This is a genomic window from Fibrobacter sp. UWT2, from assembly GCF_900142545.1.
GTDB lineage: Bacteria > Fibrobacterota > Fibrobacteria > Fibrobacterales > Fibrobacteraceae > Fibrobacter.
Map to the genome: position 1 here is coordinate 1 of NZ_FRBF01000012.1, position 12,850 is coordinate 12,850.

General features: G+C 51.8%; 13 protein-coding genes. 6 read left to right on the forward strand and 7 right to left on the reverse strand.

All coding sequences use genetic code 11. The annotated features are described in order from the left end of the window. Window positions 1-289 precede the first annotated feature (289 nt). From BUA40_RS09300 to BUA40_RS09330, 7 genes are all read right to left on the reverse strand, one after another. The gene (locus tag BUA40_RS09300; protein ID WP_072800373.1) at window positions 290-1,018 is read right to left on the reverse strand and encodes a DedA family protein; all 729 of its coding nucleotides are present in this window, start codon (window positions 1,016-1,018) and stop codon (window positions 290-292) included. Window positions 1,019-1,106: 88 nt separating this feature from the next. Next, a complete protein-coding gene (locus tag BUA40_RS09305) occupies window positions 1,107-2,780 on the reverse strand; it encodes a tetratricopeptide repeat protein (protein WP_072800374.1) in 1,674 nt (557 codons plus the stop codon). Window positions 2,781-2,862: 82 nt separating this feature from the next. After that, on the reverse strand, window positions 2,863-4,413 hold the full coding sequence (locus tag BUA40_RS09310; RefSeq protein WP_143149756.1) for a PEGA domain-containing protein: 1,551 nt from the start codon (window positions 4,411-4,413) through the stop codon (window positions 2,863-2,865). Between the two features lie 6 nt (window positions 4,414-4,419). After that, on the reverse strand, window positions 4,420-5,040 hold the full coding sequence (locus tag BUA40_RS09315; RefSeq protein WP_072800376.1) for a hypothetical protein: 621 nt from the start codon (window positions 5,038-5,040) through the stop codon (window positions 4,420-4,422). 1 nt (window position 5,041) lies between these two features. Further along, window positions 5,042-6,412 (reverse strand): hypothetical protein, encoded by a 1,371-nt coding sequence (locus BUA40_RS09320; RefSeq protein WP_072800377.1) that lies wholly within the window; start codon window positions 6,410-6,412, stop codon window positions 5,042-5,044. Continuing rightward, window positions 6,405-7,694 carry a hypothetical protein gene (locus BUA40_RS09325; RefSeq protein WP_072800378.1) on the reverse strand — a complete coding sequence of 430 codons (1,290 nt, stop codon included), beginning with the start codon at window positions 7,692-7,694 and terminating at the stop codon, window positions 6,405-6,407. Before BUA40_RS09325 ends, BUA40_RS09320 begins: the two co-directional genes overlap by 8 nt. After that, complete coding sequence (locus BUA40_RS09330; RefSeq protein WP_072800379.1) at window positions 7,691-8,395, reverse strand: hypothetical protein; 705 nt, start codon at window positions 8,393-8,395, stop codon at window positions 7,691-7,693. The genes BUA40_RS09325 and BUA40_RS09330 overlap by 4 nt, the downstream gene beginning before the upstream one ends. 37 nt (window positions 8,396-8,432) lie before the next feature. Here BUA40_RS09330 and xseB point away from each other — a divergent pair, with 37 nt between their 5' ends. The 6 genes from xseB to BUA40_RS09360 are packed head-to-tail and all read left to right on the forward strand — an operon-like array spanning window position 8,433 to window position 12,850. Beyond that, window positions 8,433-8,651, forward strand: coding sequence for an exodeoxyribonuclease VII small subunit (xseB, locus tag BUA40_RS09335; RefSeq protein WP_072800380.1), 219 nt, complete (start codon window positions 8,433-8,435; stop codon window positions 8,649-8,651). 2 nt (window positions 8,652-8,653) lie between these two features. Beyond that, complete coding sequence (locus BUA40_RS09340) at window positions 8,654-9,484, forward strand: ATP-binding cassette domain-containing protein (protein WP_072800381.1); 831 nt, start codon at window positions 8,654-8,656, stop codon at window positions 9,482-9,484. Window positions 9,485-9,515: 31 nt separating this feature from the next. Next, complete coding sequence (locus BUA40_RS09345) at window positions 9,516-10,652, forward strand: dTDP-glucose 4,6-dehydratase (RefSeq protein WP_072800382.1); 1,137 nt, start codon at window positions 9,516-9,518, stop codon at window positions 10,650-10,652. Then, complete coding sequence (gene rfbC, locus BUA40_RS09350) at window positions 10,652-11,215, forward strand: dTDP-4-dehydrorhamnose 3,5-epimerase (RefSeq protein WP_072800383.1); 564 nt, start codon at window positions 10,652-10,654, stop codon at window positions 11,213-11,215. The genes BUA40_RS09345 and rfbC overlap by 1 nt, the downstream gene beginning before the upstream one ends. A 21-nt stretch (window positions 11,216-11,236) precedes the next feature. Further along, window positions 11,237-11,683: a low molecular weight protein-tyrosine-phosphatase gene (locus BUA40_RS09355; protein WP_072800384.1), complete on the forward strand. Its 447-nt coding sequence runs from the start codon at window positions 11,237-11,239 to the stop codon at window positions 11,681-11,683. Between the two features lie 21 nt (window positions 11,684-11,704). Continuing rightward, window positions 11,705-12,850: a polysaccharide biosynthesis/export family protein gene (locus BUA40_RS09360; RefSeq protein WP_072800385.1), complete on the forward strand. Its 1,146-nt coding sequence runs from the start codon at window positions 11,705-11,707 to the stop codon at window positions 12,848-12,850.

A 12,850-nucleotide genomic window follows, 5' to 3' on the forward strand; every position in this document is an offset into this window, starting at 1 on the left:
AGTGTCAGGCCGTCAACGCGTGCAACGCGTTGCTAGTATCCTAGGGCTATGCCCGTATATGAAGAACCGCCGGCTATGCCGGCGGGTCACTTTTTGTGCCTACGCACTGTGCTTATGAAAAAAGAGACACCCTAAAAGGACGCCTCTTATTCATTCTTATTAGAGTTCAGCCTCAGCTAACAGCTCTCAGTCTACTGTCTGCGAACCCCATAGCTCATAGCCCAAACCCCAAACCTTTTACTGCCTACTGTCTACTTCCTACTGTCTACTTCCTACTTCCTACTTCCTCTTACTTCTTCTTCACTGCGTTCCACACCATGTAGCCGATGAACAGGGCGCCGAAAGCGAGGAGTGCTATAGCAAGCTCGGAGTTGTATTTCTCGATGATATCCTTCTGGCCGTGGGCGAGGTAGCCGAGGCCTGCCAAGACGCAGTTCCAGATGGTGGCGCCCAGGAAGGTGTAAAGCGTAAAGGGCAACAGCTTCATGTTGGCGATACCCGCCGGAATCGAAATCAACTGGCGAATCACCGTAATCAGGCGGCCCACGAATGTCGAAATGGCACCGTGTTCGCGGAAGTAGTTTTCGGCCTTTTCGAGCTTTTGCGTGTCAAGCAGCAAGAAATGTCCCAAACGGCTGTCGGCGAACTTGTAAATAATCGGGCGGCCCAGGAACTTGGCCAAGAAGTAGTTGATGTAGGCGCCCACGAGTGCGCCTGCACTTGCAGCAATCACGATCAATACGATGCTCAGACCCGAATCCGGCTGCAACGCCTTGTAGGCCGCGGGCGGCACCACCAGTTCCGACGGAAAGGGGATAAAGGAACTCTCGATGGCCATCAGGAGGGCGATGGACCAGTAGTTCAAATGGGCGTTGTACCAGTCGATAATTTGGTTGTAGATGTCGGTCGACTTGGTTGCCGGGGCTGCCTGTGCAACGGAATCTGCTGCGTCAGGGGCGGCGAACACTACGGTTGCGAATAAAGTAATAGCTGCGAGAAGCAATAGTTTTTTGTTCATAGGGGCAAATATAGAATTTATGGAATCGCGAAGCCAATAAAAAAGACCTGGCGTCAGAGCCAGGTCTAATTAAAAGTGTTATCGAAGATTATCTCTTTTTCTTCTTGGCGGCGCGGGCCTTCTTGGCTTCGAGCTGCTTCTGTCTAGCCTTCTTGGCGGCTTCGCGCTTTGCTGCGGCCTTCTTGCTTGCGGCGCTGTTCTGCTGAACGGCAGGCTGCTGTTCTTCAACAGCGTCTTCCTCTTCGACAGCCGGTTCTTCTTCTACAGCGGCCGGCTGTTCCGGTTCGCTGTAGCTTTCACCCGTCTGGTATTCGATGATAGACTGTTCTTCAGCCTGGGCACCGCCGTTCTTGGCCTGCTGCAAGGCTGCCTTGGCTTCTTCCACGTACTTGCCGTTGGGGAAGCGCTTCAGGTAGATTTCGTAGTCCTTGAGGCGGTTGCCGCTCTTGACCAATTCGAAGATGCCTGCTTCAGCTTCATCGCGGAATGCACCGTTCGGATTGTCGTTCAAGTAGGTGAGGTAAGCCTTGAAGGTGTTCTGTGCCTGGATGGCGCGGAACTTGTCATATTCGCTGAGAGAGCGGAGCTTTGCTTCGACTTCGGCTCTACGCGGAGAGTCGGGGTAGTACAGCAAGAACATTTCAAGCATTTCGGGGTCGTTGCTGGCCATGACCTGGTCAAAACGAGAATCTTCCTGCTTGGCCTGGTATTCCTTGATCTGCACCTTGCCGCTGTCGAGCGTGGAGTAAAGCTTTTCCTTAGTAGCGAGGTCTGCCGGGTGGCAGAAGGCGAGGAAGCTTTCAAGAACGTCGGCGAACTGCGTACGGGTGTAGGCTTCGCTCATGTCGGGAAGTTCACCGTTTTCGTCGAGGTAGAAGCGGTAGTCACGTTCAATGGCCATGCAGTCCCAGTCGGAGAGCGTGTCCTTGACTTCGCTGTACTTGCGGAGCACGTCATCGCGGTCATGCAGGTTGTAGCGCATGCGGCGGTCACGGCGGCTTTCGCGGCCGAAGTCAATGGAGAGTTCCAGGCCAACGCGAACGGGCCACTTGTATTCAATCTTGTCGAACTTGAGGTCGGAGTACGGCGAGGGGCTCGGACTGTTGTCCTTGCTGCGGGCTCTAACCTTTTCGTAGGGGAGGAATTCCTTGCGGACATTGATACCGATCTTGAAGTCAGCATCCTGGAAAATTTCGCCGATGCGGTATTCCAATGCGCTGGACACGAAACCGGTGGGAAGCATTTCGGTGTGCTGCTTGGTGTTGCCGCCAAATTCATCGTAGAAGGTGAAGAACTGGAAGCCGTAGCCACCCAAGACGCGCAAGTCAAAGTCGCCACCCAGGTTGAAGGAGAAACCGGCAAGTGCGGACGGAGCGTAAGAGAGGAACCAAAGTTCTTCGTCGTCCTTCGGGCTCTTGGTGTTCTTTTCGTCGTTGTCGTCTACGAAGGTATACTTCGGCTTGTCTTCAATCGTTCCAAACTGAATGGAATTGACTTCGAGACCGAGCCAAAGGGTAAACGGAATATCTGCTTTCCAGAACGGGGTGATGAGGGGCGACCACAAGGCGCCGACCGAGACCGGTATCGTAAGAAGCTTTGTGTCGATACCATCGTTAAGCAAAGTCTTCTCTTTATCTGCCTTAAATTTCAGATAAGCGGGTTCACCCTGTAAGTACAGCTGGGTACGCCAGTTGATTCTCTCAAAATCGGCGGCCTGAGAAGCCGCTGCCAATAAAGTCAGTGCAAGTAACAGTTTACGCATCAGTCTAAATTTAAATTTTCTTTTGCAATGTGGTACAAAAAGTGAAAACCAAAAACCCGTTTTTAGGGGCTTTTTTGTTGTTTTAGAAGGTCAAAACGAAACCGACGCCCAGTAAAAGGATTCCGGTGCCAAACAAGGTGCCGCCAATGATCATTTTCTTGTCGCCTTTGTCTACCAGTTCCTTGTTCTCGGCGGCCTTGGACTGGAAGTAATCTCCACCTGCCGCGGGGCGGTCCAAGTCCATCTTGATCTTGTCGGCGTCATCGTAGTCCAGGCTAGCCAGGTACATAAAGAGGGTGCCCAAGAAGAGGGGTGCGATCGAAGATCCCATGAGGGTCTTGCCGATAAAATGCTTCTTGCGCTGCTGCAACCATTCCTGTTGTGCCAACAATTCGCGCTGGTCGGTAATGGGGGTGAGCGCCACGTTGATGTTGGTGATTTCGGTGGGGGCGGCAAACACGGTGAGCGTGGTGTCCCTGAAGCCTTCCATGCGGAGCTGGACGGTTGAAAATCCCGGGTCGTAGATGGGGAATTTCTTGGGGGTGGCACCGATGGGTTTAGAAGTCTTGGTCACCTTGGCCGAACCGCCAAAGATGTAGGCGCCTTCGGGCTTGGTGTGAATCAAAAGTTCTGGCTTGACTCGCTTGAGTTTCAGGGAAACCTTGGCGGTGTCGCCGGGGAGCGGGTTGATGGTTGTCTTTGCACCCCACAGCTGGCGGTCTACGCCCCAGTAGGCGTAGACTTCGGTTTTGGCAGTGCTGGGAACTACGAAGGTGCAGGGGCTCTTGCAGATGTCTACGTTGCCCTTGGTGACAATGTTTGCACCTTCGGGATTGGTCTCCACGCGCACATAGCTCTTGTCGCTAGAGGTTTCGGCGGGAACGTGTTCCCCTTGAATGCGAAGGACGAAACGGTGGAGCTTGTCTTTAGAAAGTGCGTCTGTCAAAGCGTGGATTGCGGATAAATTAATTTGTGCCGTGTTGGTCTTGGCTTGGGTTGAATCGCCCAAGGTGTAACGCGACATTTGAATGGCGACAGAATCGGGAGTTCTTGCCGAGGTGATGCGGCCAATGTAGGCGGTGGCGGCCCCGTGTGCCTTCAGGGAATCCTTGATGCAGGCGGCATCGCTACAGAAGTCAAAGTCTTGGCGATTCACAAAATGAAGAGGCGTGCCTGATTCCTTGATCAAGCGGACCATCAGGTTTTCAATTTGTTCTGCCAGGTTGGATTCGGAATTGCGTCGCTCGAAAGAGACAAAGACATGCTTGCCTTCAACTGAATTCAAGACGGTGAGGTCGTGAGGGGCCGTTTCTATTTCGGCTTGGGAGGAATCTTGAACGAGGGAATCCTGTTCTGCGGTGCTTTGCACGACGAAATCTTGCGGTGGGACGGTTCCATTCAGAAGGTCGTTACCCTTTTCGTCGATAATGCTCTTGAAACGATTCTTGGGAATGCGGATGACCGTGAACTTGCCCTGGATCGTTCCTCCCAGGCTAACGGTGTCGTTCTGGACGCCCAAAAATTGGGCGGCCTGCTTGGTGCCGTTCACCAGTTCTACTAGGCTTGGGATACCTTCGTCTGCCCAAATGGCGCTGGCCCACAAGATTGCCAATGTCAGTATGAATTTTTTCATAAGGCCCTAGAATGATAAAATGAATCCGATAGAAAATAGTGCAGCGCCCGTTATGATTCCGGTGTAGGTAAAGCCCTTTGCCATCTTGGCGCTTTCGCGGTAATCAGAAAAATCGTCAAGTTTCTGCTGGAATCGGTCGGTGTCGATTGAAGAATTCTTGAGAGACTTTTTGCAATCCTTGGCCTTGTCAATTTCGTAGTAGGTGACGGCGCCTGCCACAAGGCCTGCGGCAAAGGGTATGAGTGAAATCTTCATGAGCCCTTTCCCGAAGTTCGCGCGTTTGCGCTTTGCAAGTTCGGACTGCTGCTTTTCCAGAAATTCTTCGTCGGGAATGGGCTTTTGAGAAATGATGATGAACGAGGTGTCCTTAGGCGACAGCGTCACGCGGAGGGTGGTGTCCATAAATCCCGGGTTGAAAAGGGATATCAGGACTTCGCTTGCCAGGGAGTCTTCGGAAAGTTCAATGATAGCGGGCGAAACGAAGTCCGGATTCTTGGCGTGGTTCGGACGGATTTCGTCGACGTAGATATCCGCGTTGCTCGGAATCGTGGATACATGCAACACCTTCGGGTCCGCAAAAACGCAGGCAATCATGCAAAGGATCAATGTGGTCAAAAGGCGCAACATATTAGAATCCCTCGTATGAATAGGGCCCCGAAATCAGTCGGTAACCGGGAGCGGCTTCGATGGTCCAGTAAATGTTGGGCAAAGCATTGTGGGCGTTGTCTTCGCCGACAATGGAAAGCTTGCATTTACTAAAGCAATTCTTGAAGAATTTGACAGTGGGCACGCTGTAATTGAAACTCAAGGTGTCGAAGTCCATAATGACTTGCAGCCTGGAAGCATTGATGCCGGAACCGTCATCGTAAATGTAGAAGGCGATGGAGTCGGAATTGAGAACCTGGTCGCTGACGGGTGCCACCTGGGGAGGCGTGCTGTCTCTGAAAACCACTGTGTCGGTGGTCAGCACGGTGTAGGCGGGGATGTCTACTACAAGACTTTCCCTGGCGTATTCCCTGCGGTATTTTTCTTCCAAAACCACCTTGAGACCGAACTGGGGCTTGATCTTTGTGCTCAACGTACCGACGGGCAAATCGTTAGTAAGAGTCTGCAGGGTATCGCCGTCTTTAGAAATCAGGTAGGCGGTGGTCTGCAGAATAGAATTGTCTCTGTAGCGATGGTAAAGGAAGGGTATTTTCAGGGTTGAAGTTTCTTCGAGAATCCTGGTGGAAAAGTGGAAAATGTCGGTGGAATCGCGGTATTCACGACCGCTCTCGCTTTTCACCAGTAGTTTTGCGCCCCAGTACAAGGTGAAGGAACTGTCGTAGGGACTGATTTCTTGTTGGGCGATAGAATCGTAGGTTTGAATGAGGGAACCCTTGAGGGTGGCGCTCTCATTGCAGTCTGTGATACCGAGGGGCTTGTTCCAAACGGAATCGCGCTTGTAAGACATGTAGATGATACAACGGGTCTTTTCCCACGGATCGATTCCGGTGACCTTCCATCGCAGCTTCAATTCTTGGTCGTCTTCAGGACTTGCCTGGTTGTATCCGTTAATCGGGGATTCCAGGGAAATGGCGTTGGGCGTGTTGACGTAGATTTTGAAGGTGGTGCGCAGGGTGTCGCCGAAGAGGTCGGTGGTTTCCAGGGAACCTTCGAATTCTCCGGGGTTCAAGAAGGTGTGACGGAAATAATTCAAGTTGTAGGTGCTTCCGTCGATTTTCCAAAGGAGGCCGTTGTAGTACTGCTGCAGGGATTCGTCGGTGTAAATGGATCCGCCCGCGGAGTAGCCTGCAAAGAATTTGATGGTCTGGCCCTGTTCGGCGTAAAATGTTTCGATAGGATCGTAGTAGTTGGCGATGTCGCCGCTAAAGCCGTCGGGTCCCACAAAAACGTATTGCTTGAGGGTGATCGGGTCCTTGTCAACAAGATGTTCGTCGCCGCAGGCAGCCAGCGCAAGGAGCATCGCTACAAGAGGGATGTACAAGAACTTAATCACTGAACACCTCCGTTAATGTGGCGTTGGGGCGGAGGTAGAAAGTTTTCCAAACCTTATTGTTGCTTTGATCGACGGCACCGACGAAAATCATCTTGCTGGCCCAGTTTTGGCTTGCGGATTCTTTGACGAAGGGAACATGCAGCGTGTCGTTTAAAAGAGTGAAATTCGGAACGTATTCGCCTTCGAAATAGACATTGATTTTAGTGGTCGGAATAGGGCCGCCGTGATCGTAAACGATAAAGTGCAGGGTGTCGGCGTAGTCCAGAGTATCGCTGCCGTTTAGGGATTGAATGCGGGGTGGGATTCTGTCTTGAAGGATGATGGAGTCCAGTTCAAGAACTTGGTCGGCTTTCAAGTTGAAATGGAGCGTGTCCGGCAAGAAGTCATCTGCGCTATCCACCGAGACAATCAGGTTGTACGCGCCTTTGCCCAAGGGGTGGATGTTGAAGTCTGCACTGGGGTCGCCTGAAAGTTGGAAGGAGGCCAGCTCGGCTTGCGAAGAATCCTGGAGGGTGACCCTGAAGTTGTATTTATTCTGGTCCGAATGAATGCAGACTGTGCCGGCAACGGCGTTTTGCCCGCTTTTTCCGTCGGTAAAGAACGAGGAGGTGAGTGATTCCTTGGAACGCTGGCCGAATTCATTGTAGGCGCTGACGGACCAGGAGTATTTCATCAATGGAGAAAGTTCCTTACGGCAGGTGAAGTTGGCCTGGCTCAACAAGGTGTCTACCAGGGTGTCTTTCCCGGCGTCCTGCAAGATGAAACGGAAGGAAATATCCCACAGGGAATCGGGATCGTCAAAGTTCCAGGCGAAACGGATGACGCTGTCGGGGTCGATGTTTTGCGTTCCTGCTGCAGGGATGAACGTTTCGGTGTCCATGATAGGCGGCGAGGCGACTGTGACGGTCAAGGTGTCGCTGAGGGTATCTCCGAAAAAGTCGATGAAGATGAAGGCGATTTTATGGACGCCGGGTTCGTTGATGTTCTTTTTAAAACTGTACTCGCTGGCAAAGTTGGCGCCGTCCATGGTCCAGAAGTATTGCCTGTTGCGAATGGACTTGGAGGGCGACACGCTCGTGAGGAAGATAAGGGAGTCCCCCGGCTGAATGGTGTCTGCCTTGGATTTTGCGGCATCGTTGTCGAAGGAGCGCGTGACGACGGCCGAAACCTCGATTTGTTGAGAGTTTTGGCTGTCGAACAGGTAGTCGTCGGAGCTAGTGCAGGCTAGGAGCGCCGCAAAGATTCCAAGGAAAACTGCCGATTTGAATAGATGCAAAATCATTTGGCCCCCAAGGTGTCGATGACAAAGAATTCCTTTTCGGGAATGGAATCTTTGTCGCCAAGAGAGTCTTCGACCAGAATGCGGTAGGTGTGTTTGCCTTGTGCAAAACCGGACTGGGAAATTTGCTGCAGTTCGCCTACGTTATAGCGGGTGCCGTCGATTTCAAGAACGTGGGACAAATGCTTGTCTTCGTCGCGGTCAGAAGATTGCCACGAGAAAAGAATGGGGGTATGAGTGTTGCCGTACAGGGTGTCGCCGTTTGCAGGTTTCGTTTTGGTCGAAATCAGGGGCGGGACGTTGATGGTAATCTGGAACGTGGTCTTGAGCTGGTTCTTTTCGCTGTCTTCGATGACCAACTTGTCGGGAATGTTTTCCTTGATTTTTTCGCTGGAGGCCATGTCGTCGGTGTTAATGGGGTAGGTCATACCCTTGCCGAGGATGTCGTTCCCTTTGTACCAGAAATACTTGATGTCGTTTTTGAAGTTGTCCGGATTGACTTCGGCAATCAGTTCGGCGTCTTCGTCAGAATTGATTTTGAGGGGTTCGCCCTTGGTCTCGTCGAATTGCTTTACCAGAACTTGGACGGATGTAATCTTGGGAGTGTCGCCAGGGGCCTCGGGGATGTCGAGACACGCCGAAAAGAGGCCCCCTGCCATAAGCGTAAGGCAAAGCTCCAAAACACTCCGCTTGTTCTTCTTCATAAAACTCACTCCGTCAAAGATAACTATATTCAATTGTATGAGTACCGAAAATTTCGAATATAAAACCGCAATGGAGCGTTTAGAGAGCATCTTGGAGCGAATTGACAATTCCGAGATGGAAATAGACGAATTGGCCGGTGCGGTACAGGAAGCTACCGAGCTTTTGCGCAAATGCCGCAAGATTCTGCTTGCTACTGAGAAGAATGTGCAAGAAGCCCTTTCGGGCCTTGACGGCGAAACGGAAGCCGAGGCTTAGGAATGGCTCAAGAATCCGTACCTGCAATGGAGGTTTCGGGACTTACGGTAAAGTTCCCGATTCGCGGCGGTGTCCTAGGCAAGGTCCAGAATTATTTTACGGCGGTCGAGAACGTCTCTTTTGTTCTTGAACCCGGAAAAATCCTTTCGATTGTGGGGGAGTCGGGCTGCGGTAAGTCGACTCTCGTCAAGTCCTTGGTGGGGCTTGTTCCCATGGACTCCGGCGAATTCAAACTTTTTGGCGAGCCTGTTGTTAAGGGCCGCATTGCCGGGAAAAATTCCGGAGGCGAACGCCGGGTTTCTGACCTGGTGCAGATGATTTTCCAGGATCCCTTCAGTAGTTTGAATCCGCGGCAGACTATCGCCGAAATCTTGACGGCGCCGCTGCTTGCACGCGGCGTGAAGGTCGCAGATGCGGAAGCGCGTGCAAGAGAACTTTTGGAACGGGTATCCTTGCCTGTCGAAGCTCTCCAAAAGTTCCCCCACGAGTTCTCGGGAGGCCAGCGGCAGCGACTCTGCATTGCCCGCAGTTTAATGGTGAAACCGAAAATCCTCTTGTGCGATGAAGTCACCAGCGCCTTGGACGTTTCGGTGCAGGCGCAGATTCTGCATTTGCTCGATGACTTGCGCAACGAATTCGGACTGTCGATTGTATTTATCAGCCATGACATGCAGGTGGTTCGCGCCTTGAGTGACGATGTGCTGGTGATGTATTTTGGCCATATTGTGGAACGGGGGGCTGCAGATGTTGTTCTAACTAACCCCCAGCACGAATACACCCAGAAACTTCTTGCTAGCGTGCCCACTATAAAGAGAAATGGGAAAAAAGATTAATTGCTATATTAGCCCGTAATCGGAGAAAAATATGAAAAGATCCATCGTTATCACCGGCGGCGCAGGCTTTATCGGAAGCCACGTGGTTCGCCTCTTTGTGAATAAGTATCCTGAATACAAGATTATCAACCTCGACAAGCTGACTTATGCGGGCAACCTTGCAAACCTCAAGGATATCGAAGACAAGCCGAACTACAAGTTCGTGAAGATGGATATCTGCGATTTTGATGCTTTCTATAAGCTCATGCAGGACGAAAAAGTCGACGGCATCATTCACCTGGCCGCCGAAAGCCACGTGGACCGCTCCATCAAGGACCCGTTCACTTTCGCCAAGACGAACGTGATGGGTACTCTCGCCCTGCTCCAGGCCGCAAAGCTCTACTGGGAAAGCCTCCCCGAAAAGTACGAAGGCAAGCGCTTCTATCATATTTCGACTGATGAAGTTTATGGCGCCCTCAAGATGAATCACCCGGAAGGCATTACGCCTCCGTTCACCACGACGGCTTCCAGCTCCGAACACCACTTGGCTTACGGCGACGACTTCTTCTACGAAACGACAAAGTACACGCCGCACAGCCCGTATTCCGCCAGTAAGGCTGGTTCCGACCACTTCGTTCGCGCGTTCCACGACACCTACGGCATGCCGACCATCGTGACGAACTGCAGCAACAACTACGGTCCGTACCAGTTCCCCGAAAAGCTGATTCCGCTCTTCATCAATAACATTCGCCACAAGAAACCGCTCCCGGTTTACGGCAAGGGAGAAAACGTCCGCGACTGGCTCTTTGTGGAAGACCATGCCCGCGCTATCGACGTGATTTTCCATAACGGCAAGATCGCCGAAACCTACAATATCGGTGGCTTCAACGAATGGAAGAACATCGACATTATCAAGGTCGTCATCAAGACCGTCGACAAGCTCCTCGGCCGCGCCGAAGGTGAAGACATGAACCTCATCACCTATGTCACAGACCGCCTGGGACACGATGCCCGCTACGCCATTGACTCCACCAAGCTCCAGAAGGAACTCGGCTGGGAACCGAGCCTGCAGTTCGAAGAAGGCATCGAGAAGACGGTGCGCTGGTACTTGGACAACCAGGAATGGCTCGACAACATCACGAGCGGCGATTACGAAAAGTATTACGAAAAAATGTACGGAAATAGATAATGGGAAAATTCAATTTCATTAAAACATCTATTGAAGGTGTGACGATTGTTGAACCGACGGTCTATGGCGACCATCGCGGCTACTTTATGGAAACCTACAACAAGGCTGAATTCGACGCTGCCGGTTTGAATATGGTTTTCGTACAAGATAACGAATCCAAAAGCAAAAAGGGCGTGCTTCGCGGTCTTCATTTTCAGAAGAAGAACCCGCAGGGCAAACTTGTTCGCGTCATCGAAGGTGAAGTTTTTGACGTGGCCGTAGACCTGCGCAAGGGTAGCCCCACGTTCGGCAAGTGGGAAGGCGTTACGCTTTCTGCCGAAAACAAGAAGCAGTTCTACATTCCCGAAGGTTTTGCCCACGGTTTCGTGGTGCTCAGCGAAACGGCGACTTTCGTGTACAAGTGCACCCGCCTCTATGATCCGAAGGATGAAGGCGGCCTGATGTGGAATGACCCCGAAATCGGCATCGAATGGCCGGTGGGTAATGGCTTTGAACCGCTGCTTTCTGAAAAGGACACAAAGAACCCCGCTCTTAAGGATTTGGGCTTTGCGTTTGAATTGTAAGAATTTTCTAATTTAAAGCCGATGAAACACATTCTTGTTGTATGTACCGGTAATATTTGCCGCAGCCCCACGGGTGAATATTGCCTTAAGAAGGAATTGGGGCCTGATTTTGAAGTCATGAGTGCTGGTCTTGGCGCCTTGGTGGATCACCCGGCGCACGAACTCAGCCAAAAAATTGCTCTTGAACACGGTATCGATATGAGCGCACACCGCGCTCGTCAGATTAATCTGGATATCCTTAAGTGGGCTGACCTCATCCTGGTGATGGAAAATGGCCACAAGATGGAATTGTTGCACCGTTATCCGTGGCTCGAAGGCAAGGTTTTCCGTTATGGCGAACCGCAGCGGGTGGATGTTCCCGACCCGTATCGCCGTCCTGAAAACGCTTTCGTGTTGGCGTGGAATTTTATCTCTAAACTGACCCCGTACTGGGTGGAAAAAATCAAACAAAGCGAAGGCCAGGCTTAAACTGGCTAAAAGGGTTAATTTATGAAGAAAATGAGTTTGGGTCTTGGCCTTATTGCCGCTGCTCTCTTGAGCGGCTGCGCACTCGGACCGCAAATGCAGATGACTCTTCCGGGTGATTCTGCTGAATACAATGGCATGAAGGTTCGTATTCATGACATTGGCGAAGGTGATCTGGGCAATGGCGTGGCAATCGCTGATAGCGGCAGTGCCGACAATTTTGGCGACTTGAAGGAACTCATGGTGGATTCCCTGCCTGAACTGGAATACCGTATTGGACCTCTGGACATGGTCCAGGTCGTGGTGTGGGAACATCCGGAACTGACTTCTCCGATGGGTCAGTACCAGCCGGCTGGTCAGAAGGTGACCACCGACGGTAAGCTTTTCTACCCGTATGCCGGTGAACTCCAGGCGGCAGGTCTTACTGCCCAGGAACTCCGCGCCGAAATTACCAAGCGTCTGTCTGACAAGATCTTGAACGATCCGCAGGTTGATGTCCGCGTGACGGGTTACCATAGCCGCAAGATGTCCGTGTCTGGTGCCGTTACAAGACCGGGTTACGTTTCTTTCAATGAAAACCCGATGACGCTTCCCGACGTGATTGCCAGTGTGGGTGGCTTTGCCAAGGAAGCCGATCCGTCCTTGATGCAGCTCCGCCGTGGCGACAAGGTTTACACCATTAACTACCTCGATGCCTTCAAGGCAAACTTGCCGCTTGAACGCATTATGGTCAGGCCGGATGACCAGGTCTTTGTTCCGTCGCTCTCTGAAACCCAGAAGGACCAGAAAGCCTACATTATGGGTGAAGTCGGAAGACCGGGCATTATCAACATCTATAACGGAAAGTTGACGCTTGCCGAAGCCTTGGCTTCTGCCGGTGGTCTGCAGGCCCTGAACGCTACGGCCCGCGGAATTTACGTTATCCGTAATACGTCTGACAAGCAGATTGACGTGTTCCAGCTGAACGCGAAGAACGCAATGGCCCTTGCCATGGCAGACCGCTTCCAGTTGAACGCTCGCGATGTCGTTTATGTTGACGCTTCCGAACTCGCTACTTGGAACCGCCTTGTCAGCTTGATCTTCCCGTCTGTTAACATGGTTTACTATGGCGCTTTGGCTGCTCATGAAGTTCATGTGGTCAAGGATGACTATACACCCGATGATAAATAA

Bases quoted from the DNA above. Each gene is read 5' to 3' on its own strand.
- BUA40_RS09325 (WP_072800378.1), bottom strand. From the start codon at position 7,694: ATGATTTTGCATCTATTCAAATCGGCAGTTTTCCTTGGAATCTTTGCG.
- BUA40_RS09340 (WP_072800381.1), top strand. From the start codon at position 8,654: ATGGCTCAAGAATCCGTACCTGCAATGGAGGTTTCGGGACTTACGGTA.
- BUA40_RS09310 (WP_143149756.1), bottom strand. From the start codon at position 4,413: ATGAAAAAATTCATACTGACATTGGCAATCTTGTGGGCCAGCGCCATT.
- rfbC (WP_072800383.1), top strand. From the start codon at position 10,652: ATGGGAAAATTCAATTTCATTAAAACATCTATTGAAGGTGTGACGATT.
- xseB (WP_072800380.1), top strand. From the start codon at position 8,433: ATGAGTACCGAAAATTTCGAATATAAAACCGCAATGGAGCGTTTAGAG.
- BUA40_RS09360 (WP_072800385.1), top strand. From the start codon at position 11,705: ATGAAGAAAATGAGTTTGGGTCTTGGCCTTATTGCCGCTGCTCTCTTG.
- BUA40_RS09300 (WP_072800373.1), bottom strand. From the start codon at position 1,018: ATGAACAAAAAACTATTGCTTCTCGCAGCTATTACTTTATTCGCAACC.
- BUA40_RS09355 (WP_072800384.1), top strand. From the start codon at position 11,237: ATGAAACACATTCTTGTTGTATGTACCGGTAATATTTGCCGCAGCCCC.
- BUA40_RS09315 (WP_072800376.1), bottom strand. From the start codon at position 5,040: ATGTTGCGCCTTTTGACCACATTGATCCTTTGCATGATTGCCTGCGTT.
- BUA40_RS09305 (WP_072800374.1), bottom strand. From the start codon at position 2,780: ATGCGTAAACTGTTACTTGCACTGACTTTATTGGCAGCGGCTTCTCAG.
- BUA40_RS09330 (WP_072800379.1), bottom strand. From the start codon at position 8,395: ATGAAGAAGAACAAGCGGAGTGTTTTGGAGCTTTGCCTTACGCTTATG.
- BUA40_RS09345 (WP_072800382.1), top strand. From the start codon at position 9,516: ATGAAAAGATCCATCGTTATCACCGGCGGCGCAGGCTTTATCGGAAGC.